This is a genomic window from Streptomyces nigrescens (assembly GCF_027626975.1).
Taxonomy (GTDB): Bacteria; Actinomycetota; Actinomycetes; order Streptomycetales; family Streptomycetaceae; genus Streptomyces; species Streptomyces nigrescens.
Map to the genome: position 1 here is coordinate 5,937,309 of NZ_CP114203.1, position 21,841 is coordinate 5,959,149.

Annotated in this window: 24 protein-coding genes and 1 tRNA gene; 16 read left to right on the forward strand and 9 right to left on the reverse strand. The window is 68.9% G+C overall.

Translation table 11 applies throughout. From position 1 onward, the window contains the following. The first annotated feature begins 11 nt into the window (after positions 1 to 11). Positions 12 to 818, forward strand: a complete 807-nt coding sequence (locus tag STRNI_RS26450) for an RDD family protein (protein ID WP_026169913.1) — start codon at positions 12 to 14, stop codon at positions 816 to 818. On the opposite strand, the gene STRNI_RS26455 is transcribed toward STRNI_RS26450, so the two are convergent. Then, on the reverse strand, positions 810 to 1,160 hold the full coding sequence (locus tag STRNI_RS26455) for a hypothetical protein (protein ID WP_018091292.1): 351 nt from the start codon (positions 1,158 to 1,160) through the stop codon (positions 810 to 812). The two genes, STRNI_RS26450 and STRNI_RS26455, sit on opposite strands and share 9 nt — an antisense overlap. Before the next feature lie 396 nt (positions 1,161 to 1,556). Between STRNI_RS26455 and STRNI_RS26460 the strand changes: the two genes are divergently transcribed. Both STRNI_RS26460 and STRNI_RS26465 read left to right on the forward strand, forming a co-directional pair. Further along, positions 1,557 to 3,947 (forward strand): immune inhibitor A domain-containing protein, encoded by a 2,391-nt coding sequence (locus STRNI_RS26460; RefSeq protein WP_277412138.1) that lies wholly within the window; start codon positions 1,557 to 1,559, stop codon positions 3,945 to 3,947. A gap of 122 nt (positions 3,948 to 4,069) precedes the next feature. Next, positions 4,070 to 4,453: a hypothetical protein gene (locus STRNI_RS26465; protein ID WP_051104197.1), complete on the forward strand. Its 384-nt coding sequence runs from the start codon at positions 4,070 to 4,072 to the stop codon at positions 4,451 to 4,453. A gap of 8 nt (positions 4,454 to 4,461) precedes the next feature. Here STRNI_RS26465 and STRNI_RS26470 read toward each other — a convergent pair whose 3' ends face one another. Continuing rightward, a complete protein-coding gene (locus tag STRNI_RS26470; protein WP_018091295.1) occupies positions 4,462 to 5,058 on the reverse strand; it encodes an isochorismatase family protein in 597 nt (198 codons plus the stop codon). 172 nt (positions 5,059 to 5,230) lie between these two features. Further along, on the reverse strand, positions 5,231 to 6,559 hold the full coding sequence (locus STRNI_RS26475) for a nicotinate phosphoribosyltransferase (RefSeq protein ID WP_277412139.1): 1,329 nt from the start codon (positions 6,557 to 6,559) through the stop codon (positions 5,231 to 5,233). A gap of 152 nt (positions 6,560 to 6,711) precedes the next feature. On the opposite strand from STRNI_RS26475, the gene clpS reads away from it, so the two are divergent. The 8 genes from clpS to STRNI_RS26515 all read left to right on the forward strand — a co-directional run bounded on the left by clpS (position 6,712) and on the right by STRNI_RS26515 (position 12,625). Next, on the forward strand, positions 6,712 to 7,065 hold the full coding sequence (clpS, locus tag STRNI_RS26480; protein ID WP_018091297.1) for an ATP-dependent Clp protease adapter ClpS: 354 nt from the start codon (positions 6,712 to 6,714) through the stop codon (positions 7,063 to 7,065). Continuing rightward, complete coding sequence (locus STRNI_RS26485) at positions 7,062 to 7,655, forward strand: DUF2017 domain-containing protein (protein WP_018091298.1); 594 nt, start codon at positions 7,062 to 7,064, stop codon at positions 7,653 to 7,655. Before clpS ends, STRNI_RS26485 begins: the two co-directional genes overlap by 4 nt. A 322-nt stretch (positions 7,656 to 7,977) precedes the next feature. Continuing rightward, positions 7,978 to 9,441 (forward strand): amino acid permease, encoded by a 1,464-nt coding sequence (locus STRNI_RS26490; RefSeq protein WP_159488139.1) that lies wholly within the window; start codon positions 7,978 to 7,980, stop codon positions 9,439 to 9,441. 103 nt (positions 9,442 to 9,544) lie between these two features. Continuing rightward, positions 9,545 to 9,970, forward strand: a complete 426-nt coding sequence (locus STRNI_RS26495) for a M67 family metallopeptidase (RefSeq protein WP_266442966.1) — start codon at positions 9,545 to 9,547, stop codon at positions 9,968 to 9,970. Between the two features lie 84 nt (positions 9,971 to 10,054). Further along, positions 10,055 to 10,228, forward strand: coding sequence for a putative leader peptide (locus STRNI_RS26500; protein ID WP_018091301.1), 174 nt, complete (start codon positions 10,055 to 10,057; stop codon positions 10,226 to 10,228). Positions 10,229 to 10,356: 128 nt separating this feature from the next. Continuing rightward, positions 10,357 to 10,635 (forward strand): MoaD/ThiS family protein, encoded by a 279-nt coding sequence (locus STRNI_RS26505; RefSeq protein WP_109890030.1) that lies wholly within the window; start codon positions 10,357 to 10,359, stop codon positions 10,633 to 10,635. Then, complete coding sequence (locus STRNI_RS26510) at positions 10,635 to 11,585, forward strand: PLP-dependent cysteine synthase family protein (protein ID WP_026169916.1); 951 nt, start codon at positions 10,635 to 10,637, stop codon at positions 11,583 to 11,585. Before STRNI_RS26505 ends, STRNI_RS26510 begins: the two co-directional genes overlap by 1 nt. Positions 11,586 to 11,872: 287 nt before the next feature. Then, positions 11,873 to 12,625, forward strand: coding sequence for an MBL fold metallo-hydrolase (locus tag STRNI_RS26515; protein WP_018091304.1), 753 nt, complete (start codon positions 11,873 to 11,875; stop codon positions 12,623 to 12,625). Positions 12,626 to 12,714: 89 nt separating this feature from the next. On the opposite strand, the gene STRNI_RS26520 is transcribed toward STRNI_RS26515, so the two are convergent. Together STRNI_RS26520 and STRNI_RS26525 are read right to left on the reverse strand one after the other, a co-directional pair. Beyond that, the gene (locus STRNI_RS26520; protein WP_018091305.1) at positions 12,715 to 13,968 is read right to left on the reverse strand and encodes a PTS transporter subunit EIIC; all 1,254 of its coding nucleotides are present in this window, start codon (positions 13,966 to 13,968) and stop codon (positions 12,715 to 12,717) included. A 252-nt stretch (positions 13,969 to 14,220) separates the two neighbouring features. Further along, complete coding sequence (locus tag STRNI_RS26525) at positions 14,221 to 15,531, reverse strand: PTS transporter subunit EIIC (RefSeq protein WP_159489383.1); 1,311 nt, start codon at positions 15,529 to 15,531, stop codon at positions 14,221 to 14,223. Positions 15,532 to 15,764: 233 nt separating this feature from the next. Between STRNI_RS26525 and STRNI_RS26530 the strand changes: the two genes are divergently transcribed. The 5 genes from STRNI_RS26530 (at position 15,765) to rdgB (ending at position 18,354) form a co-directional block, all read left to right on the forward strand. Next, the gene (locus STRNI_RS26530; protein ID WP_208683897.1) at positions 15,765 to 16,004 is read left to right on the forward strand and encodes a PTS sugar transporter subunit IIB; all 240 of its coding nucleotides are present in this window, start codon (positions 15,765 to 15,767) and stop codon (positions 16,002 to 16,004) included. Positions 16,005 to 16,092: 88 nt separating this feature from the next. Continuing rightward, complete coding sequence (gene rph / locus STRNI_RS26535) at positions 16,093 to 16,824, forward strand: ribonuclease PH (RefSeq protein ID WP_277412140.1); 732 nt, start codon at positions 16,093 to 16,095, stop codon at positions 16,822 to 16,824. Between the two features lie 170 nt (positions 16,825 to 16,994). Continuing rightward, complete coding sequence (locus STRNI_RS26540) at positions 16,995 to 17,147, forward strand: SCO1431 family membrane protein (protein ID WP_266442984.1); 153 nt, start codon at positions 16,995 to 16,997, stop codon at positions 17,145 to 17,147. A 145-nt stretch (positions 17,148 to 17,292) separates the two neighbouring features. Next, the gene (locus STRNI_RS26545; RefSeq protein WP_018091310.1) at positions 17,293 to 17,700 is read left to right on the forward strand and encodes a hypothetical protein; all 408 of its coding nucleotides are present in this window, start codon (positions 17,293 to 17,295) and stop codon (positions 17,698 to 17,700) included. Between the two features lie 18 nt (positions 17,701 to 17,718). Further along, on the forward strand, positions 17,719 to 18,354 hold the full coding sequence (gene rdgB, locus STRNI_RS26550; protein ID WP_277412141.1) for an RdgB/HAM1 family non-canonical purine NTP pyrophosphatase: 636 nt from the start codon (positions 17,719 to 17,721) through the stop codon (positions 18,352 to 18,354). A gap of 55 nt (positions 18,355 to 18,409) precedes the next feature. On the opposite strand, the gene STRNI_RS26555 is transcribed toward rdgB, so the two are convergent. From STRNI_RS26555 to STRNI_RS26570, 4 genes are all read right to left on the reverse strand, one after another. After that, positions 18,410 to 18,484: transfer RNA gene (locus tag STRNI_RS26555), tRNA-Leu, on the reverse strand. Between the two features lie 11 nt (positions 18,485 to 18,495). After that, positions 18,496 to 19,362 (reverse strand): HNH endonuclease signature motif containing protein, encoded by an 867-nt coding sequence (locus STRNI_RS26560; protein WP_277412142.1) that lies wholly within the window; start codon positions 19,360 to 19,362, stop codon positions 18,496 to 18,498. Positions 19,363 to 19,372: 10 nt separating this feature from the next. Then, positions 19,373 to 19,996 (reverse strand): HNH endonuclease signature motif containing protein, encoded by a 624-nt coding sequence (locus tag STRNI_RS26565; RefSeq protein ID WP_277412143.1) that lies wholly within the window; start codon positions 19,994 to 19,996, stop codon positions 19,373 to 19,375. 154 nt (positions 19,997 to 20,150) lie between these two features. Then, positions 20,151 to 21,689: an MFS transporter gene (locus STRNI_RS26570; protein ID WP_093646465.1), complete on the reverse strand. Its 1,539-nt coding sequence runs from the start codon at positions 21,687 to 21,689 to the stop codon at positions 20,151 to 20,153. Positions 21,690 to 21,841: the final 152 nt, after the last annotated feature.

Here is a 21,841-nt window from a genome sequence, read left to right on the forward strand (position 1 = left end):
CGACTCGGGCCATGAGTACCGACCAGCCCCGGCCCGGCCCCGGTGAGCCGCCGGAGAACGACCCGTTCCTGAAGAAGCCGCAGGAGCCCCCGGGAGGCGGCGCTCCCCGCAACAGCTCTCCCCGGGAGAACGGCTCGCCCCGTAACCACGCTCCGCACGGCGGCGGTACGGGGGGCAGCGGTACGGGTGGCGGTGAAGGCGGTGCACCACCCCCGGGGGGACCGCCGCCCGGGGGCACCCCGCCCCCCGCAGGAGGCCCGTACGGCGGTGGCCCCTACGGCGGCGGCCCGTATGCCGGCGATCCTTACGGCGGGCAGTACGGAGTGGCCGATCCGCTGGCCGGGATGCCGCCGCTGGCGAACCGCGGCCGCAGGCTCGTGGCGCGCATCATCGACGCGGTGATCATCGGGGTGCCGGTCTGGCTGATCATGACCGCGATCGTCGGTGGGGTGGACTTCTTCACCACCGACGGCGAGATGGCCGGCCGGCAGTCGACGGTCTCGGGCGTCACCCTTCTGGTGTACCTGGTCTACGAGGGGCTGATGCTCAGCAGCCGCGGCCAGACCGTCGGCAAGATGGCGATGAAGATCCGGGTGGCGATGCTCGCGGACGGGTCGGTCCCGCACGGCCAGCCCGGCTGGGTCCGGGCCGCGGTCTATTCGCTCCCGGAGATCATCCCGTGCTGCGGTTTCATCTTCTGGCTGATCAACGTCCTGTGGTGTACCTGGGACAAGCCGTATCAGCAGTGTCTGCACGACAAGGCGGCGAAGACCGTGGTGGTGTCCACGGAGACGGAGCCGCCTGCCGGCTCAGCGTGAGTGTTCGCCGATCCGGGCCTCACCCGCGCCCGCGGTGACGCCGCCCCAGGCGGTGCGCCGCGGCGCGCCCGCGGGCCCAGGGCGCCCGGACGGCGTCGGAACGGCCTGCAACGGGGCGGGCGCGGCGGGCGACCCGTTCCGTACGACATGCCGGCGGACCACCCGTGACACCCCGGGCATCGGCACCGTCATGGCGACCAGCAGCCCGAGCCCGAGCCCGGCGATGGCGATGACCGCGACCCCGATCCCGGTCTGCGTCTGCGACAGCAGCAGCATCGCGAGGGTGGAGAAGAAGACGGTGGCCGAACCGTAGGCGAGCTGTGCGGCGGTCGGACGAGGCATGGCGGAATCCGTCCTCGGAGGGTCGGCAGGGGGGTCGGTCAGGGCGCGCCGGAAAAGGAGCCTACGGTCGTAATTGCCCGAGCGGAACGCCGAGTAAGCGTGACCTAACCCACGGTTCGGGGCACAGGGGGCGCACAACGCCGCCGCGGCTGTGCCGGCGGCGGGACGTCATGGCTGCTGGGGGCGGGGGCGCATGCCCAGCAGGCATATACACCCGGCCCCTGCCCGGTGATCCGGCGTCCGGCGCGATGCCGTGGCTCGATGTCCGATAGCCGCAACTCGCGGACCGAGTAACGTACTTCGCTGACGTGCCCAAGTCAAGATCTGTCTTTTTCATCGTACTTCCGGTCGAATGCCCTCGAACAGTGACCGGTTCGATGGGGAGGACAGCGCCAAGTGAGAGACAGCAGAAGGGTGTTCAGATCGGCCGCCCTGGCCACGGCAATTGCCGCGATCGGGGCGGCCGCTTTGTCTACGGGGGTGGCGACGGCCGACGCGCAGGGGCCGTCGCCGGTCGCCAAGCGTCAGGACCCGGCTCCCGAGCGGGCCGTGGACCACGACCTCAAGGGCCCGTTCAGCGAACGGCAGGCCGCCGAGCGCAAGGAAGCGCTGCAGCAGGTCATCGCCGGCGACGCCAAGGCGACCGAGCGCAACGGCTCCCAGGTCGTCAAGCTCGGCAAGAGCAAGTACGTCGAGCTGGCCCGGCAGAAGACCGACCGGATCTTCACCGTCCTCGTGGACTTCGGCGACAAGGTCGACGACACCACGATGTTCGACCCGGACGGCGACGGCCCCAAGCCCCCGGTGAAGAAGTACGGCGGCGACCCCGGCCCGGCGCACAACCAGATAGCCAAGCCGGACCGTGCGAAGGACAACAGCACGGCCTGGCAGAAGGACTACAACCAGAAGCACTTCCAGGACCTCTACTTCTCGCACGACAAGAAGAAGCAGTCGCTGGCCAAGTACTACGAGAAGCAGTCCTCGGGCCGCTACTCCGTCGAGGGCGAGGTCTCCGACTGGGTCAAGGTCGACTACAACGAGGCCCGTTACGGCTCCAACTACTGCGGCCAGACCAACTGCGCCAGCGCCTGGGACCTGATCCGCGACGGCGTCAACCAGTGGGCCAAGAACCAGAAGGCGGCCGGCCGCACCGACGCGCAGATCAAGACGGACCTCGCCAAGTACGACCGGTGGGACCGCTACGACCACGACGGCGACGGCAACTTCAACGAGCCCGACGGCTACATCGACCACTTCCAGATCGTGCACGCCGGTGAGGACGAGTCCGCGGGCGGCGGGGTCCAGAAGACCAACGCCATCTGGGCGCACCGCTGGTACGCGTACGGCACCGACGCCGGCAAGACCGGTCCCGGTGCGAACAAGGCGGGCGGCGCCCAGATCGGCGACACCGGGATCTGGGTCGGCGACTACACCATGCAGCCGGAGAACGGCGGACTCGGCGTCTTCGCCCACGAGTACGGTCACGACCTGGGCCTGCCGGACGAGTACGACACCAGCGGCACCGGTGAGTCCTCCGTGGACTTCTGGTCGCTGATGTCGGGCGGCTCCTGGCTCGGCACCGGCAAGGACTCCATCGGCGACCTGCCCGGCGACATGAGCGCCTGGGACAAGCTGCAGCTGGGCTGGCTCAACTACGGCAAGGCGAAGGCCGCGAAGAAGTCCACCCACAAGCTGGGCGTCGCCGAGTACAACACCAAGAACAAGCAGGCGGTGGTGGTCGAGCTGCCGGCCAAGGCGGTCAAGACCGACATCGTCCAGCCCGCGGAAGGCTCCAAGCAGTGGTGGAGCGGTATGGGCGACAACCTCAAGAACACCCTGTCCCGGCCGGTGGACCTCACCGGTAAGGCCAAGGCGTCACTGACGCTCAAGGGCTGGTGGGACATCGAGAAGGACTACGACTACCTCTACGCCGAGGTCTCCACCGACGGCGGCAGCGACTGGACGGCCCTGGACGGCACCGCGGGCGGCAAGGCCATCCCGCGCGACGGCAGCGACAAGCCCGCCCTGACCGGCACCGTGGGCGCCTACCAGGACCTCGTCTACCCGCTGGACGCCTACGCGGGCAAGAAGATCGACCTGCGCTTCCGCTACCAGACCGACGGCGGCGCGGCCCAGAAGGGCTTCGCGGCCGACACCGTCAGCGTCGTCGCCGACGGCAAGTCGCTGTTCAGCGACAACGCCGAGGGCGGCGACAACGGCTGGACCGGCAAGGGCTTCTCGCGCATCGGCGCGTCCTTCACCAAGGACTACCCGCAGTACTACATCGCCGAGAACCGCCAGTACGTGTCGTACGACAAGACCCTCAAGGTCGGCCCGTACAACTTCGGCTGGACCACCGCGAAGCCGGGCTGGGTGGAGCACTTCCCGTACCAGAACGGTGTGCTGATCTGGCTGTGGGACACCTCGCAGGCGGACAACAACGTCGGTCTGCACCCGGGCCACGGGCAGATCCTCCCGGTCGACGCGCACCCCAAGGCCGAGCGCTGGGCGGACGGCAAGCTGATGCGCAACCGCTTCCAGTCCTACGACTCGACCTTCACCCGCTTCCGGACCGACGCCCTCACGCTGCACCGTGACGGCAAGCCGGTGAAGATCACCTCGAAGAAGGGCGTGACGCTCTTCGACGACCACCGCGGCGTCTACTACGACAAGGCGAACCCGACCGGCGGTGTGATCGTTCCTGACACCCACACCCAGATCAAGATCACCAAGGAGGCCCGTGACGGCTCCACGGTGACGCTGAAGGTCGGCTCTGCGGGTAAGTAAAACGTAAAACCGCAGGTCAGATGCTGTTCGGCCGTCGCCCCCTAGCGGGCGACGGCCGATTAGCGTTTAGATGCGTTCTACAGTTCCTTGTTGACGCGAAGTCTCACGGGGGAGATATGACGATGTCCGGTGGTGGATTCATCAGGCTTCCAGGCGGAAGCGTGGTGGTCGCCCTCTCGCTGCCCAGGCCGCCGCACGGCGCGCGGTCGGGCCTGTACGACTGCGGTTGCCGGGTGCGGGTCCTGGTCCATGCCGTCAACCGCCAGCGCGCCCTGACCAGGCTGCGCAACCTCGGTCTGCGGTCCGTCTACCTGCGCGGCAATACCGAGCCGCCCACACCCGACGAGGTCACGGCCGTGCTGCACCATCCTGACGGCCTGGTCTGGCGCGAGGCCCCGGAGGACGACACCGAGTCGTGGCATCCGATACGGGCGCTGCTGCGGCCCCAGCCGGCCCGCCCGGCGGCGGCCGAGCCGGCCGGAGGGAACGAACGTCCGGCCGCCTGACGGGCCCGTCAGGCGTCGATGAGGACCGGCTTGCCGGTCAGCTCGGCGCCCGCCGCGCGCAGCTCCTCCAGCGCCCGCTCGGTGCTGTGCGCGGCCACCCCGGCGGTCAGGTCCAGCAGGACATGGGTACGCAGCCCGGCGCCGAGCGCGTCCAGGGCGGTGGCGCGGACACAGTGGTCGGTGGCGATACCGACCACATCGACCTCGCTGACGGAGTGGGCGCGCAGCCAGTCCGCGAGCGGGGTGCCGTTCTCGTCCACGCCCTCGAAACCGCTGTACGCGGAGGTGTGGGCGCCCTTGTCGAAGACCGCGTCGACGGCGCCGGAGGCGAGCGCCGGGGCGAAATTGGGGTGGAACCCGCTGCCCTCCGTGCCGGCCACACAGTGCACCGGCCAGGAGCGCTCGTAATCCGGGGTGGTGGAGAAGTGATCGCCGGGGTCGATGTGGTAGTCCCGGGAGGCCACGACATAGCGGTAGCAGCTGCCGGCCGCCTGGCCCACCAGATCGGTGATGGCCGCCGCGACATCCGCACCTCCCGCCACCGCGAGGCTGCCGCCCTCGCAGAAGTCGTTCTGCACATCAACGACGATCAATGCCCGGTGCATGGTGCGTGCCTTCCGGCTGGGAATCGGGGAGGGGCGCGAGTGGTGGTGTGACCGAGGGTAGCCACTGGAGGGGGATTGCGGGAGTGGTGCGGAGCCCGGCGGGACGGCGGATACCGGGCGCGGCGTACGGCGGCCGCCGCCCGGCACCGGGCGCTCCCTCAGCGGCGCCCGGTCACACGTACTCGGTGGGCAGCACGGGCTCGCCGCGGGAGAGCTGGGTCGCCGACAGCGGCAGCGTGGCGCGGGCCGCGATGTGCCGGTCGCGGGCGGCGTCCAGCGGTTCGCGGGCCACCACCTTGCCGGCGCTCACCAGCGGCACCAGCAGCTGCCGGTCGGCCAGCTCGGCGGGGACCGGGCCGGTGCCGATGACCTCGGCCTCGGCGACACCCTCCGCGTCCACCCGGCGCGCGGCCCACTTGCGGCCGCCGATCGAGGTCTTGGCGCCCATCGACTTCTTCGCGACCGGCCGCAGCGGCGCGCCGGGCTCCTCGCTGTCGGCGCGGGCGACCAGCTTGTAGACCATCGAGCAGGTCGGGTGCCCGCTGCCGGTCACCAGCTGGGTGCCGACGCCGTACGCGTCCACCGGGGCGGCGGCCAGCGAGGCGATGGCGTACTCGTCCAGATCGCTGGTGACCACGATCCTGGTCCGCCGGGCGCCCAGCTCGTCCAGCTGCTGGCGCACCCGGTGGGCGATCAGCAGCAGATCGCCGGAGTCGATCCGTACGGCACCGAGCCCCGGGCCGGCCACCTCCACGGCGGTGCGCACCGCCTCGGTGACGTCGAAGGTGTCCACGAGCAGGGTGGTGCCGCTGCCGAGGGTGTCGACCTGGGTGGTGAAGGCGTCCCGCTCGGTGTCGTGCAGCAGCGTGAAGGCGTGGGCGCTGGTGCCGACCGTGGGGATGTTGTAGCGGAAGCCGGCGGCCAGGTCGGAGGTGGTGTGGAAGCCGCCGACGTACGCGGCGCGGGACGCGGCCACCGCCGCCAGCTCATGGGTGCGGCGGGCGCCCATCTCCATCAGCGGGCGGTCGCCGGCCGCCACCGACATCCGGGAGGCCGCGGCGGCCACCGCGGAGTCGTGGTTGAGGATCGAGAGGATCACCGTCTCCAGGAGGACCGCCTCGGCGAAGGTGCCCTCGACCCGCATCACGGGGGAGCCGGGGAAGTAGACCTCGCCCTCCGGGTAGCCCCAGATGTCGCCGCGGAAGCGGTAGTCGGCCAGCCACTCCAGGGTCGGCTCGTCGAGGATGCCGCGCTCGCGCAGGAAGCCGAGGATGGTCTCGTCGAAGCGGAAGTTCTCCACCGCGTCCAGGACCCGGCCGGTGCCGCCGACCACGCCGTAGCGGCGGCCCTCGGGGAGACGGCGGGTGAAGACCTCGAAGACCGAGCGCCGGTCCGCGGTGCCGGACCGCAACGCGGCCTGCAGCATGGTGAGTTCGTACTGGTCGGTGAAGAGCGCAGTCGACGGCACGGCCACCGGCAGCCCCAGGTCTGCTGTGTTCATGGGGGAGATGCTACCCCCATTACTCGTCACTCTGACGATAGTGCTCCGGTAGCGACAAAAGGCCGTCCGCGAGCGCGGTGTGCGGCTCGCCGACGCGGCCCGCGCGAGGGGCATTTGTGCGTCGCCCGCCCCCGGGTGGCAGCATGGGGCCTGTGAGCGCCCACCCGTCACCCACGACCACGCTCCGGCCGCATCGCTGCACGCTCAGTGTCCCGGTCGAGATCGAACGTCCCGAGTCGAGCGAGGCTCCCTTCGAGGTCCCCGAACCCGACGTCCCGTGGGTCACGATCGTCCACAATGACCCCGTCAATCTCATGAGCTACGTCTCGTACGTCTTCCAGTCGTACTTCGGCTACTCCAAGGACAAGGCGCACCAGTTGATGCTCGACGTCCATCACAAGGGCCGCGCGGTGGTCTCCAGCGGCAGCCGCGAGGAAATGGAGCGCGACGTGCAGGCGATGCACGGCTACGGCCTGTGGGCGACCCTTCAGCAGGACCGCCGATGAGCGGGCACTTCGAGCCGCTGCCCGACGGCGGCGCCGCCGTTTTGCTCGACGAGGTCGAGATCTCCATCCTGCGCAGCCTCGCGGTCCAGCTGATGGAGCTGATCGGTCCGGGCGAGGAGGCCGGGGAGAGCGAGAGCGACGATCTGCTCGCGTCGGTCTTCAACGACGGGCCCAGCGAGCCGCCCGCCGACCCGGTCCTGGCGCGTTTCTTCCCCGACGCCTACGGCGGGCCCGACCTCGTCCCCGATGACGACGTCCGCGCCGCCTCCGCCGAATTCCGCCGCTACACCGAGAACGATCTGCGCTCCCGCAAGCGTGAGGACGCCCTCGCGCTGATCCGCGCGCTGGACACCCTGGCGCCCGAGGGCGGCAGCGCGGAGCTGCGGCTGAAGCCCGACGAGTGCCGGCAGTGGCTGGGGGCGCTCAATGACCTCAGGCTGGCCATCGGTACGCGGCTTGAAGTCACCGACGAGGAGGACGGCGGCGAGCTGCTGCGGCTGCCGGACAGCGATCCCCGCAAGCCGATGGTGATGGCATACCTCTGGCTCGGCGGGCTTCAGGAGACTCTCGTCGAGTCACTCATGGGCTGAAATCCGGGCGTACCGCCCCTGGAATTCGCCGAGTGTTCGCTCAGCGGATGCTCAAATCCGGATAACGATCGCATCACTGCGGTGGTGCGGCTTGCCGTTGTTCGCGCAACTTGTCCTGTTTTCCTTGTGGTTCGGTTCACGCCATCTCTAGTCGATCTTCAGTGGCGCGTGTTAAATGTTCACGACCTGCCGTGAGCGACGCCACCCCTGTCGCTGCGGGAGCGCTTGAGCCGGCCGACCGTCGGCGTGCAGGAACTCCATCCGGGGGGATCGGGACCCGATCCGGACAGACCGGGTCGGAATGGAGAAAGGCGCACCACTCATGACCTCTGTGCAGGTCGACAAGCAGCACGACGGCAGCGAGGCACCTGGACAAGCCCCGGAAGAGGGCTACCAGCGGGGGCTGGGAAACCGTCAGATCCAGATGATCGCCATTGGCGGCGCCATCGGTACCGGCCTCTTTCTCGGGGCCGGCAAGGCGATCTCGATGGCCGGGCCGAGCATCATCCTCGCCTACGCCATCGTCGGGCTGGTCATCTTCTTCATCATGCGGGCCCTGGGCGAACTGCTCATGTACCGGCCCGTCTCCGGCTCCTTCTCGGAGTACGGACGCGAATTCCTCGGCCCGTTCATCGGCTTCGTGACCGGCTGGACGTACTGGCTGTTCTGGGTCGTCACCGGCATCACCGAAGTGACCGCCGCCGCCACGTATGTGCAGCACTGGAACAAGGGCATCCCGCAATGGGCCTCGGCACTCGTCTTCACGTGTGCGCTCTTCGGTATCAACCTGATCTCCGTGAAGATCTTCGGTGAGCTGGAATTCTGGTTCTCGATGGTCAAGGTCACCGCGATCATCGGCATGATCCTGATCGGCCTCGGCGTGATCACCCTCGGCTTCTCCGACGCCGGTGACACCGCCTCCTTCAGCCTCCTGTGGTCCGACGGCGGGTTCTTCCCCAAGGGCATCGGCGGCACGCTGATGACGCTGCAGATCGTGATGTTCGCCTTCCTCGCCGTCGAACTCGTCGGCGTCACCGCGGGCGAGGCGACCGACCCCAAGAAGGTCCTGCCCAAGGCGATCAACACCGTGCCGTGGCGGATCGGCCTCTTCTACATCGGTGCGCTGATCATCATCCTGTCCGTCGTCAGCTGGACGGCGTTCGAGCCGGGCGTCAGCCCCTTCGTCGCCGCCTTCCAGCAGATCGGCCTGCCGGCCGGTGCCGGCATCGTCAACTTCGTCGTGCTGACCGCCGCGCTCTCCTCGGCGAACTCGGGCATGTACTCCACCGGCCGGATGCTGCGTGACCTCGCGCTCAACGGCCAGGGACCGAAGTTCTTCACCAAGCTCAGCAAGAACGGTCTGCCCACCTGGGGCACCGGCGTCTCGGTCGCGATGATGCTGTTCGGCGTCTACATCAACTACAAGTGGCCCGGTGAGGCGTTCAACTACGTCGTCTCCTTCGCCACCATCTCCGGTATGTGGGCGTGGATCGTCATCCTGGCCTCGCAGCTGCGCTACCGCGCCAAGGCGAACCGCGGTGAGCTGCCGCAGTCCGATTTCAAGGCCCCCGGCAGCCCCTTCACCTCGGTCTTCGCGCTGGCCTTCATCGGCATGGTGATCGTGATGATGGGTGTCGACAAGGACGCCCGGGCCGCGCTCTACGCGGCGCCCGTGTGGGCGCTCGTCCTGGCCGTCGGCTACCTCTGCATCAAGCGGCGGGACGCGGCGGCCCTGGCGGCCGGCGGGGCGCCGAAGGAAGCCGCCGCCAAGGACACCAAGAGCTGAGGCAGCACCCCGGACGGTCGGCGGAGCCGCCCGACTGTCCAGCATGCGGGCCCGTAAGTACCACTCTTCGGTACGTACGGGCCCGCTGGCTATTCTTGGCGCCATGCTGACCCTCACCAAGGCCCTCTTCGACCAGATCGTCGAGCACTCCCGCCAGGACCACCCCGACGAGGCCTGTGGCGTGGTCGCGGGCCCGGCAGGCAGCGGCCGCCCCGAGCGGTTCATCCCGATGCTGAACGCCGCCCGCTCGCCCACCTTCTATGAATTCGACTCCTCCGACCTGCTCAAGCTCTACCGCGAGATGGACGACCGGGACGAGGAGCCGGTGATCATCTATCACTCGCACACCGCCACCGAGGCCTACCCCTCGCGCACCGACATCTCCTACGCGAACGAGCCCGATGCCCACTATGTCCTGGTATCCACCGCCGACGCCGACGATGCCGGGCCCTTCCAGTTCCGCTCGTTCAGGATCGTGAACGGCGAGGTCACGGAGGAAGAGGTCGAGGTCGTGGCGGCGTACTCCTGAGCGCGTCCCACCTGGTGTACACCGATCGTCCGCATCATGGGACGAGGTTCCAATACCCGGACCGGGAATCGATACGATGACCGCATGGTTGACCACGACGTGAGCGAGAAGAGGCCGGGCATGCTGCTGCTCGCTCCGCTCGCCACGCGTCGCTCCGCATCCGCGCTGCTGGGCGCGTTCGGCTGCGGAGCCGCACGGCTGCACGTGGATCTGTGCCGCCTTTCCAGCGCCATCTGTCCGCGCTGCGCCGGCGCCTGACCGGCCCCTTCGGGCGCGCGGCGCGCGCCACCCGCACTTCCCGCGTCACCCGACGCCCTCCCGGCCTGCCGACCGCAGTGCACCGGGACGCACAGCATCCGCCACCGCACTCCGACAGGAGCACTCCCATGGCCATCGAGGTCCGAATCCCGACCATCCTGCGCACCTACACCGACGGCCAGAAAGCCGTCGAGGGCAGCGGAGAGACCCTCGCCGACCTCTTCACCGACCTGGACAGCCGGCACACCGGCATCCGCGAGCGCCTTGTCGAGGGCGAGCAGCTGCGCCGCTTCGTGAACGTTTACCTCAACGACGAGGACGTCCGCTTCCTGGAGGGCATCTCCACCAAGCTCGCCGACGGCGACAACGTGACGATCCTCCCGGCCGTGGCCGGCGGCATGCGCTGATGCGTTACGACTCCCCGCTGGCGGCGGTCGGGAACACCCCTCTCGTCCGCCTCCCGCGCCTCTCACCCTCCGACGACGTCCGTATCTGGGCGAAGCTGGAGGACCGCAACCCCACGGGCTCGGTCAAGGACCGTCCCGCGCTGCACATGATCGAACAGGCCGAGAAGGACGGCCGGCTCACCCCCGGCTGCACCATCCTCGAACCGACCAGCGGCAACACCGGCATCTCGCTCGCCATGGCGGCCAAGCTCAAGGGCTACCGCATCGTGTGCGTCATGCCGGAGAACACCTCGTCCGAGCGGCGCGAGCTGCTCGCCATGTGGGGTGCCGAGATCATCTCCTCGCCCGCGGCCGGCGGCTCCAACACCGCCGTCCGGGTGGCCAAGGAGCTGTCCGCCGAGCACCCCGACTGGGTGATGCTCTACCAGTACGGCAACCCCGACAACGCCGGTGCGCACTACGCCACCACCGGCCCCGAGATCCTCGCCGACCTCCCCTCCGTCACCCACTTCGTGGCCGGTCTGGGCACCACCGGCACGCTCATGGGCGTCGGCCGCTATCTGCGCGAGCAGGTCCCGGGCATCCAGATCGTCGCCGCCGAACCGCGCTACGACGACGTCGTCTACGGTCTGCGCAACCTCGACGAGGGCTTCATCCCCGAGCTCTACGACGAGTCCGTGCTCACCACCCGCTTCTCGGTCGGCTCCGAGGACGCGGTCCGCCGCACCCGCGAACTCCTCGCCGAGGAAGGCATCTTCGCGGGCATCTCCACCGGCGCGGCGCTGCACGCCGCGATCGGTGTCGCCAAGAAGGCGGTCAAGGCGGGCCAGAGCGCCGACATCGTCTTCGTCGTCGCCGACGGCGGCTGGAAGTACCTCTCCACCGGCGTCTACACCGCCGAGTCGACCGAGGCCGCCATCGCCACGCTGCAGGGCCAGCTCTGGGCCTAGGGCAGTGCCCCCGGCGCCGAAGGCCGGGGGCACTCCGCGGACGGCGGGGGACAGGCGCCATTCCACGGCGGTAGCGGTCCTGCGTACGGGCGTACGGGGCGACAGCCCAGACTGGTGATTCCGCCCACAGCTCGCCCCGCTGGAGGAGCCACAGGACCTTTTGCGGCTTACGCTCGTGGGCACCGCACAGACCGCCAAGGACCCGGCAACACCCCGGCAGGGCCCCGCCGGGAATCCCCGCATGGAAAAGCCGGCCGCCGCCCCCGCCCACGGAGGTTCACGCCCGTATGAAGCTCACTGTCGTCGGATGCTCGGGGTCGTTCCCTTCCATGGAATCGGCCTGCTCGAGCTACCTCCTGGAGGCCGACGGCTTCAGGCTGCTCCTCGACATGGGCAACGGCGCCCTGGGCGAGCTGCAGCGCCACTCCGGCCTCTATGACCTGGATGCCGTACTCCTGTCGCATCTGCATGCGGACCACTGCATCGATCTGTGCGGCTATTTCGTCGTCCGCTATTACCGCCCGGACGGCGGGCGTTGTGCGCCGATGCCGGTCTATGGGCCGGCCGGCACCGAGCGGCGACTGACCGTCGCCCACGCCGATGTGCCGCACGACGGCGCGATGAGCGAGGTCTTCGAATTCCGCACCCTGACCCCCGGCACCTTCACCATCGGGCCGTTCACGATCCGTACGGAACGCGTCAGCCACCCGGTGGAGGCCTTCGGCTTCCGTATCGAGCACGGCGGCCGGACCCTGACGTACTCCGGGGACACCGGACCCTGCGAGCCGCTGGAGTCGCTCGCCGAGGGCGCCGACTTCTTCCTGTGCGAGGCGTCCTTCACCTACGGCAAGGAAGACATCCCGGATCTGCACCTCAACGGCCGGGAGGCCGGCGAGAGCGCCCGGCGGGCCGGCGTGGGGCGGCTGGTGCTGACCCACATCCCGCCGTGGACCGACGCCGACATCAGCATCCGCGACGCCCAGAAGGTCTATGACGGCCCGGTCGAGGCCGCCAAGGCGGGCGCGGTCTACGAGATCTGAGGCCGGGCGGTGCGCCCGGGCGCAACGGCGAAGGGCCCCGGAACCGTGGTGCGGTTCCGGGGCCCTTGTGCGTGCCGTGGCCGGCGCGGCTACGCCTTCGTCAGGTCCTCGACCTCTTCCTCGGGCTCCCGGCCCGGGGTGGTGAGGTTGAACTTGGTGATCGCGAAGCGGAACAGCGCGTAGTAGACGACCGCGAAGACCAGGCCGATCGGGATGATCATCCAGGGCTTGGTGGCCAGGCTCCAGTTCAGCGCGTAGTCGATGAAGCCGGCGGAGAAGGTGAAGCCGTCGTGCACGCCGAGCGCCCAGGTGAGGGCCATCGAGAGGGCGGTCAGCACCGCGTGGATCGCGTAGAGCACCGGCGCGATGAACATGAACGAGAACTCGATCGGCTCGGTGATACCGCAGACGAAGGAGGTCAGCGCGAGCGAGATCATCATGCCCAGGACGGCCTTGCGGCGCTCGGGGCGGGCGGTGTGCGCGATGGCGAGGGCGGCGGCCGGCAGGCCGAACATCATGATCGGGAAGAAGCCGGACATGAACTGGCCGGCGGACGGGTCACCCGCGAAGAAGCGGCCGATGTCGCCGTGCGCGACCTTGCCCGCGGCGTCGGTGAAGTCACCGAGCTGGAACCACGAGACGGTGTTGACGAACTGGTGCATGCCGATCGGCAGCAGCGCGCGGTTGATCAGACCGAAGAGACCGGCGCCGCCGGCACCGAGGCCGGTCATCCACTCGCCGAAGGCGGAGATCCCGTCGCCGATGGGCTCCCAGATCAGCAGGAAGAGCACGCCGACGGCGGTGCCCACGAAGGCCATGATGATCGGGACCAGCCGGCGGCCGTTGAAGAAGCCCAGCCAGTCCACCAGCTTCTTGCGGTGGTAGCGCTGCCACAGGACCGCGGAGAGCAGGCCCATGATGATGCCGCCGAGGACGCCGGGGTTGTTGAGGACCGGCTCGACCCACTCGCCCTTCTCGATGTGGCCTTCCGTGACCGGGAACGCCTTGAGGACATTGCTGTAGACCAGGAAGCCGACCAGCGCGGCGAGCGCCGTCGAGCCATCGGACTTCTTCGCGAAGCCGATGGCGACGCCTATGCAGAAGAGCAGCGGCAGATTGTCGAAGACCGCGCCACCGGCAGCGGCGAAGACCTTGCTGACGTCGATCCAGCCCAGGCCCTTCTCGCCGAACACGTCCGGCTGGCCGAGGCGGTTGAGGATGCCCGCGGCGGGCAGGACGGCGATCGGCAGCTGGAGGCTGCGGCCGATCTTCTGCAGGCCCTGGAACAGGCCGGAGCCCCGCTTCTTCGCGGGAGCCGCCTTCGTGGCGGTGGCCGAACTCATCGGATTCCTCCTGGTGAGGCGGGCACTCGAAGGGGGGACGGCCCGCGCTTGGTCTACACCTTGGTCTACACCACTAGTGGTTTAGACCATTCTTAGCACGTAGCCCCGACATAAAGGAATCCATTCTTCCAAGTGGTGTGGACCACATGGCGACCGGCCCCTGGTCAGTGGACTCAGAGGCCGGCAAAAGCGTCCCGGAAGGCCGGGCGGCGGCCTGTGCGGCCGCTCCCGGCGGGTGTTCCGGGCCGGGTCCTACTTCACGTTCTCCCGCTCCATCGCGTCCCCCACCTCATCCGGCTCGCGGCCGGGCGTCGACAGATTGAATTTCGTGATCACGAAACGGAAGAGGGCGTAATACACCGCCGCGAAACACAGACCGATGGGAATGATCAGCCAGGGTTTGGTCGCCAGCCCCCAGTTGATGACGTAGTCGATCAGCCCCGCCGAGAAGCTGAAGCTGTCGTGCACCCCCAGCGCCCAGCTCAACGCCATCGACACACCCGTCAGCACCGCGTGGATCGCGTACAGCACCGGCGCGACGAACATGAATGAATACTCGATCGGCTCGGTCACACCCGTCACGAACGACGTCAGACCGACCGACAGCATCATGCCCGCGATCTCCTTGCGGCGATGCGGCTTGGCGCAGTGCGCGATCGCCAGCGCCGCCGCCGGCAGCGCGAACATCATGATCGGGAAGAACCCGGTGGTGAACTGCCCCGCATCCGGATCGCCCGCCAGGAACCGGTTGATGTCACCGTGGACGACCGTGCCGTCCGGCTTGGTGAAACTGCCGAACTGGAACCAGACGAAGGTGTTCAGGAACTGATGCAGGCCGATCACCAGCAGCGCACGGTTGGCGACACCGAAAATCCCCGAGCCCCATTCCCCCAGCCCCGACAGCCATTCACTGAAGCTCGTCAGCGCATCGCCGATCGGCTGCCACACGAACAGACACAGCACCGCGAAGACCAGGCCGACGAAGGCCATGATGATCGGGACCAGCCGGCGGCCGTTGAAGAACCCCAGCCAGTCCACCAGCTTCACCCGGTGAAAGCGCTGCCAGAGCCACGCGGACAGAAATCCCATGACGATGCCGCCGAACACCCCCGGATTCTGGAACTCCGCCTGCGTGACCGTATCCGTCCTGTCCAGGCACACACCGGTCCACAGGCCGGCCTGGGTGTACGTCTGGCCCGCGCCACAACCGGACGGGAACGCGTGCAGCACCGAGAAGTAGACGAGAAAACCGGTCACCGCCGCCAGCGCCGTCGACCCGTCCGACTTCTTGGCCATACCGATCGCCACACCGATACAGAACAGCAGCGGCAGACCGAGCCCCGAATCCAGCAGCGCACCGCCCGCGGCCGCGAACACCTTGCCGACGGCGTCCCAGCCCAGGCCCTTCTCGCCGAACACGTCCGGCTGGCCAAGACGGTTGAGAATCCCCGCGGCGGGCAGGACGGCAATCGGCAACTGCAGACTGCGCCCCATCTTCTGCAGGCCCTGGTAGAGGTGCGCCCCCCAGCTCTTCCTCGGTGCCGCCGCCGCGTTCGCGCTCATTCCCGTCCTCCCGGCGGTCGGCCCGTCGACAACCGCCCTGGTGCTTGCCTCATACTGGTGGTGTAGACCACTCAGGGGTGCGCGCCGCAGCCGTTTTTCCGGCTGTCCGGCGCGCACTCCGGTGATCGCCATCCTTCGTCAGACAGCGGACAAACGCCCACATAGTTGGGCTGAACGTGCGTTACGGTGTGAAAACCGCACGGCGGGACCGCCGGCGGCCGAGACAAGCAGGAGTGGACATGGCCAGCAAGGCTGAGAAGATCGTCGCCGGGCTCGGCGGACTCGACAACATCGAAGAGGTCGAGGGCTGCATCACCCGCCTCCGCACCGAGGTCGTCGACTCCTCCCTCGTCGACGAGGCCGCCCTCAAGGCCGCTGGCGCCCACGGCGTCGTCAAGATGGGCACCGCGATCCAGGTCGTCATCGGCACCGACGCCGACCCCATCGCCGCCGAGATCGAAGACATGATGTGAGCTGACCCCAGGTCACTCCCGAAGGCCCCGCACCGGACGTCCACCGCCCCGGAGTGGGGCCCTCGCCGTTCCCGATAGGGTCTACGCCATGTCTCGCACCGACGGCCGCACCCCCGAACAGCTCCGCCCGGTCACCATCGAACGCGGCTGGAGCAAGCACGCCGAAGGCTCCGTCCTCATCTCCTTCGGCGACACCAAAGTCTTCTGCACCGCCTCCGTCACCGAAGGCGTCCCGCGCTGGCGCAAGGGCACCGGCGAAGGCTGGGTCACCGCCGAATACTCGATGCTGCCCCGCTCCACCAACACCCGCGGCGACCGCGAATCCGTACGCGGCAAGATCGGCGGCCGCACCCACGAGATCAGCCGCCTCATCGGCCGCTCCCTGCGCGCCGTCATCGACTACAAGGCCCTCGGCGAGAACACCATCGTCCTGGACTGCGACGTCCTCCAGGCCGACGGCGGCACCCGCACCGCCGCCATCACCGGCGCCTACGTCGCCCTCGCCGACGCCATCACCTGGGCCCAGGGCAAGAAGCTCATCCGGCACGGCCGCAAGCCCCTCACCGGAACCGTCTCCGCCGTCAGCGTCGGCATCGTCGACGGCACCCCCCTCCTCGACCTCTGCTACGAAGAGGACGTCCGCGCCGAGACCGACATGAACGTCGTCTGCACCGGCGACGGCCGCTTCGTCGAGGTCCAGGGCACCGCCGAGGCCGAACCCTTCGCCCGCGACGAACTCAACGCCCTCCTCGACCTCGCCGTCGCCGGCTGCGCCGAACTCGACGGCGCCCAGCGGGCGGCACTGGCCCGCACGCTCTGAGCACCCGGCGCGGCACACCGGCCCGCGCCCCGGACACCCGGAGCGCACCGCCGCCCACCGCATGAAGCCACCCACCACAGGGGGAGGACCCGCAAACCTCCCCCTGTGACCCTTTTCTCATGGCGCCCCCCGCTCTGGAAAAGCCACCACGGCACCCGCACTGTGGACCCATGTCCACGACCGCTGCCACCGCTGCCACCGCGCCCCGCACCCGCGCCCGCACCGGCGGGCCCGGAGACGACTCCCGGCTCCTGGAGAACATCCTCGGCTGGACCCTCGTCGTCGCCCTCGCCATGCTGCTCACCCAGACCGGCCTCATCTGACGGACCCGGCCTCATCCGACGGACGGGGCGCGGCTCACGGTGGGGTTCGGGGGTGCGGACGGTCGGCGTACTCGCGCAACCAAAACAACCCCGCCCCGCGTTTCTTCCTTTACCCGAACACCCCCAAGGGAAGGAACCCCGCGCCATGGCCCACCGCACGCGCCCGCAGCGTCGCCCCGCCACCACCGCACTCGCCGCGCTCGCCGCCGCCACCCTCGCGATACCGCTGCTCTCCGCCTGCGGAGCGGTCCAGAAGGCCATGGACTGCGCCAACACCGCGTCCTCCGTCGTCAGCGCCGTCGACAAGCTCCAGCAGGCCGCGGACACCGCCGTCAGCGACCCGCAGAAGACCCAGCAGGCCCTCGACGACATCGACGCGAAGCTGCGCAAGCTCAGCAAGGACGCGAGCGACCCGGACCTGTCCAAGGCCATCGACAAGACGAACGACGGCATCAAGGCCGCCCGCAAGGACCTCGACAACAACAAGGCCCCCGACATCCAGCCGATCGTCGACGGGACCGGCGAAATGACCAAGATCTGCACCCCGGGATAGCCGGGATAATCGGGTCCCATGCAGACTCACACCGGCGGACCCTCCGCTCACCCCCGCCGCCTCATCCTCGCCACCCGCAACGCCGGCAAGGTCAGTGAACTCCGCGCCATCCTCGACGCGGCCGACCTCGGCATCGAACTCGTCGGTGCCGATGCCTACCCCCACATCCCCGACGTCAAGGAAACCGGCGTCACCTTCGCCGAGAACGCCCTCCTCAAGGCCCACGCCCTCGCCCAGGCCACCGGCTGCCCCGCCGTCGCCGACGACTCCGGCCTCTGTGTCGACGTCCTCGGCGGCGCGCCCGGCATCTTCTCCGCGCGCTGGGCCGGCACCCACGGCGACGACCGGGCCAACCTGGACCTGCTCCTGGCCCAGCTCGGCGACATCGCCGACGAGCACCGCGGCGCCCACTTCGCCTGCGCCGCCGCCCTCGCCCTGCCCGACGGCACCGAACGCGTCGTCGAGGGCACCCTCAAGGGCACCCTCCGCCACACCCCCTCCGGCACCGGCGGCTTCGGCTACGACCCCATCCTCCAGCCCCTCGGCGACACCCGTACCTGCGCCGAACTGACCCCCGCTGAAAAGAACGCCATCAGCCATCGCGGCGAGGCCTTCCGGGCGTTGGCACCGGTGGTGCGGGAGTTGTTGGGCTGAGGCCGGACAGCAAAACGGCCTCCCGGTCCGAGGACCGGGAGGCCGTACGCGCAGGTGGGCCCGGTGGGACTCGAACCCACGACACACCGGACCTAAACCGGCGCCCTCTAGCCAGCTGGGGTACGGGCCCGCGCGCCTACCTTACTGTGCCCGGGCGCGGGGTTGCGCGGGGATGGCCGGGTGCGCTGACCGGCAGGAGAAAGTCCTCGTCTGGCTGTGGCACGAAGGGCACAGATAGCGCAGGTTCTCCAGACGATTGTCCAGCCGGTCACCGTTGATGTGGTCGATTTCCAGGACGAGCCGCTTGCCCTGCCAGGTGTCCCCGAGGCTGCATTCCGAGCACCTCCGGGGAACCTTGTTCTCGTCGAGGGCGCGGCGTAGGAACACCGTCTTCTCGCGCCGGGAACCGGGTTCGCGTTGCCGCAGGATGTTGTCGGCAGACTTGCGGGACGGCGAGGGAAGCCCACGCCTGTGGCCCTGACCGGTGAAGTGCTCGGTCGACAGGCCGTATGCCTCGATGCTGCGTTTCAGTGCTCTCCGGGATGTGCTGTTGTCGGTCCGGCCGAGGTGGGCGAGGACTCCGGCGAGGCTCTGTGAGGCGACCACGGCCATTTCCAGTTGACGGCGTGGGAGCAGGGCAGAGCCACGCCCGCGGCGGGTGAAGTGGGAGATGTCGATGCCGAATTGCTCCAGCTTCCTGTAGAGGTGCGTGTACGCGCTGTCGTAGGGCGGAACCTCCATGTACTCCAGCATCTCCCGGATGCTGTGGGACTGCGCGGCGGCTTCTCCGAGCAGGGCCCGGGTGTACGCACGGCGCTGACGAGGCGGGAGCGCCTCATCGACGAAGTGCGTGGTGTCGACGCCATGGTGTTTCAACCGGTCGCGTAAGTATCTGCGCGGACCGCTGCCCAAGGGCGCGTCGAGCCGGCGCAGCATGTCGACCAGACTGGTGGAGTCAGCGGCTGTACGGGTCAGCAGGTCGCGGGTGTAGGTCGGGTGCCGGGCCATGGGCGGGACGTCACTTCCGCCGTGGCTTACGGCCACGGTAAGTGTCGGTCACCGCATGGCAGTTGGGACACAGCAAGCGTAAGTTGGCCGCGCGGTTGTCCCACCAGTCACCGTTGAGGTGATCGACTTCCAGGCGCAATGGCTTGCCGTTCCATTCCGTGCCCGTGCCGCATATCGCACACCGCTCCGGAGCTCCCCGGCGCAGCAGGTTCTTGCGCAGGCGCTCGCCTCCGGTGCGGCCGTCGGCCGGCGAGCCGAGAACCAGAGGGTCGCGCCTGGTGCTCTTGGTGCGTGCGCGGGACGTTGCGGTGAAGTGCGAGGTATCGATGCCCAGTTCGGCGATGCGCCTGCCGATGTGTGCTTGATTTCCGCCGACCGGGCTGATGCCGAGGCGGCGTACGACCTCGGCGATGCTGTGCGAGCAGGCCACCAGCTCACGAAGCCGGGACTCGGTGTGCCGTACGCCAGGGGGAGCGAAGTGCGCGGTGTCGACGCCTGCTTCCCGCATTCTTGCGCGCAGGTAGCGTCTGCTGCCGGGCGACGGTGTCCCGCCGAACCATCGCACGGCGTCGTCGAACGACCAGCAGGCGCGTGCGGCCTCGGCAAGCCGCTCGGGCGTGTACTTGACCGGCATGATTCCCCCGTCCCGCGCACCAGGCCCCCGTGCGCCCCTCGAACAGAACAACGATCGAATGCAGGGCCGGTTACGGCCACGGCAAGTAGGCGAGACAAGGATGCGGGCCCCGGGGAGGGGGATCCCGGGGCCCGCAGAGGGGGTGTCGCGCAGGTCAGAAGCGCGGTTCGGGGGATTGGGCCTCGATGAGTTCGACGGCTTCTTCCTTGGTGGCTACGGAGGGTGGGGAGCCTTCGAGGGGCTGTTGGGCGGTTTCCTTCATGCAGGCGACTGCGATGACGCCTACCAGGGCGGCGCCCATTGTGTAGTAGGCGGGGACCATCACGTTCTTGTCGAAGACGTCCATGAGGGCGGTGATCACCAGGGGGGTGGTGCCGCCGAAGAGGGAGACGGCCAGGTTGTAGCCGATGGACAGGGAGCCGTAGCGGACGTTGGTGGGGAAGAGGGCGGGCAGGGCGGCGGACATGGTGCCCAGGAGGCAGACCAGGGAGAGGCCGAGGAGGGCCATGCCGCCGCAGACCGCGGGGACGCTGCCCTGCTTGACGAGGAGGAAGGCCGGGATCGCGAGGACGAAGAAGCCGAGCATGCCGGTCATCAGCAGGGGCTTGCGGCCGTAGCGGTCGCTGAGTTTGCCGACGGTGCTGAGGACGCACATCAGGACGGCCATGGTGCCGAGGAGGATCAGCAGGCCGTGGGACTCCTCGTAGTGGAGGGTGTCCGTCAGGTAGGTCGGCATGTACGACAGCAGCATGTAGTCGGTGATGTTGTACGCGCCGACCAGGGCGATGCAGAGGATGAGGGTGGGCCACTGCTGGGTGAAGATCTCGCCGATCTTCTTCTTGGGGGCGTTCTCGGAGAGGTGGGAGAACTCCGCCTCGGTCTCGACGGCCGAGTTGCCGCCGCCGTGGGTCTGGGCGGCCTCGAACTTCTGGAAGGCGGGGGTCTCGTCGAGCTTGACCCGCAGGTAGAGACCGACCAGGCCGAGCGGGCCGGCGATCAGGAACGGCAGGCGCCAGCCCCAGCTGACCATGGCCTCGTCGCCGAGGGTGGTGTTGAGCAGCAGCACGATGCCGGCGGCGCCGGTGTAGCCGATGAGGGTGCCCATCTCCAGGAAGCTGCCGAAGAAACCGCGCTTCTTGTCGGGGGCGTACTCGGCGATGAAGGTGGAGGCGCCGCCGTACTCACCGCCGGTGGAGAAGCCCTGGACGAGGCGGAAGAGGATGAGCAGGACGGGCGACCAGAAGCCGATGGCGGCGTAGGACGGGATCAGCCCGATGCAGAGGGTGCCCAGCGCCATCATGATCATGGTGAGGGCGAGGACCTTCTTGCGGCCGATGCGGTCGCCGAGGGGGCCGAAGTAGGCGCCGCCGAGGGGCCGTACGAGGAAGGCCACGGCGAAGGTCGCGAAGGACGACAGCAGGCTGGCGGTGTCGCTGCCGCCGGGGAAGAAGACCTTGCCGATGGTGACCGCGAGATAGCTGTAGATCCCGAAGTCGAACCATTCCATGGCGTTGCCGAGCGCGGCGGCTTTCACGGCGCGCTTGACGACGCGTTCGTCGGTGACGGTGATGTCGGTGCGCCGCAGTTTGGGGTTCTTGCGCCGGGCGACGGCACGGAAGAGCACCCGGTGGCGCTTGAGCGCTTCCCGGTCCTGTTCGGGAGCGGGGTCGGCTTCGGTGCTGCCGGTCGGCACGAGGCGGTCCTCTCGGGTCGGTCAGCGCGTGGTGCGCGGTGGGATACGACAGGTGCGCCTGCGCAGCGGAGCGTGGATCCAAACCACTCCGGCCGGATGAATTGAGGTATGTCACGTGCGGCCGGTCCGTCCGGAGTGCCGGGGCGGGGTGG

Coding starts and splice junctions, on each gene's coding strand:
- STRNI_RS26450 (WP_026169913.1), top strand. CDS start 12: ATGAGTACCGACCAGCCCCGGCCCGGCCCCGGTGAGCCGCCGGAGAAC.
- STRNI_RS26455 (WP_018091292.1), bottom strand. CDS start 1,160: ATGCCTCGTCCGACCGCCGCACAGCTCGCCTACGGTTCGGCCACCGTC.
- STRNI_RS26465 (WP_051104197.1), top strand. CDS start 4,070: ATGTCCGGTGGTGGATTCATCAGGCTTCCAGGCGGAAGCGTGGTGGTC.
- STRNI_RS26470 (WP_018091295.1), bottom strand. CDS start 5,058: ATGCACCGGGCATTGATCGTCGTTGATGTGCAGAACGACTTCTGCGAG.
- STRNI_RS26475 (WP_277412139.1), bottom strand. CDS start 6,559: ATGAACACAGCAGACCTGGGGCTGCCGGTGGCCGTGCCGTCGACTGCG.
- STRNI_RS26485 (WP_018091298.1), top strand. CDS start 7,062: ATGAGCGGGCACTTCGAGCCGCTGCCCGACGGCGGCGCCGCCGTTTTG.
- STRNI_RS26490 (WP_159488139.1), top strand. CDS start 7,978: ATGACCTCTGTGCAGGTCGACAAGCAGCACGACGGCAGCGAGGCACCT.
- STRNI_RS26495 (WP_266442966.1), top strand. CDS start 9,545: ATGCTGACCCTCACCAAGGCCCTCTTCGACCAGATCGTCGAGCACTCC.
- STRNI_RS26500 (WP_018091301.1), top strand. CDS start 10,055: ATGGTTGACCACGACGTGAGCGAGAAGAGGCCGGGCATGCTGCTGCTC.
- STRNI_RS26505 (WP_109890030.1), top strand. CDS start 10,357: ATGGCCATCGAGGTCCGAATCCCGACCATCCTGCGCACCTACACCGAC.
- STRNI_RS26510 (WP_026169916.1), top strand. CDS start 10,635: ATGCGTTACGACTCCCCGCTGGCGGCGGTCGGGAACACCCCTCTCGTC.
- STRNI_RS26515 (WP_018091304.1), top strand. CDS start 11,873: ATGAAGCTCACTGTCGTCGGATGCTCGGGGTCGTTCCCTTCCATGGAA.
- STRNI_RS26520 (WP_018091305.1), bottom strand. CDS start 13,968: ATGAGTTCGGCCACCGCCACGAAGGCGGCTCCCGCGAAGAAGCGGGGC.
- STRNI_RS26525 (WP_159489383.1), bottom strand. CDS start 15,531: ATGAGCGCGAACGCGGCGGCGGCACCGAGGAAGAGCTGGGGGGCGCAC.
- rph (WP_277412140.1), top strand. CDS start 16,093: ATGTCTCGCACCGACGGCCGCACCCCCGAACAGCTCCGCCCGGTCACC.
- STRNI_RS26540 (WP_266442984.1), top strand. CDS start 16,995: ATGTCCACGACCGCTGCCACCGCTGCCACCGCGCCCCGCACCCGCGCC.
- STRNI_RS26545 (WP_018091310.1), top strand. CDS start 17,293: ATGGCCCACCGCACGCGCCCGCAGCGTCGCCCCGCCACCACCGCACTC.
- rdgB (WP_277412141.1), top strand. CDS start 17,719: ATGCAGACTCACACCGGCGGACCCTCCGCTCACCCCCGCCGCCTCATC.
- STRNI_RS26560 (WP_277412142.1), bottom strand. CDS start 19,362: ATGGCCCGGCACCCGACCTACACCCGCGACCTGCTGACCCGTACAGCC.
- STRNI_RS26565 (WP_277412143.1), bottom strand. CDS start 19,996: ATGCCGGTCAAGTACACGCCCGAGCGGCTTGCCGAGGCCGCACGCGCC.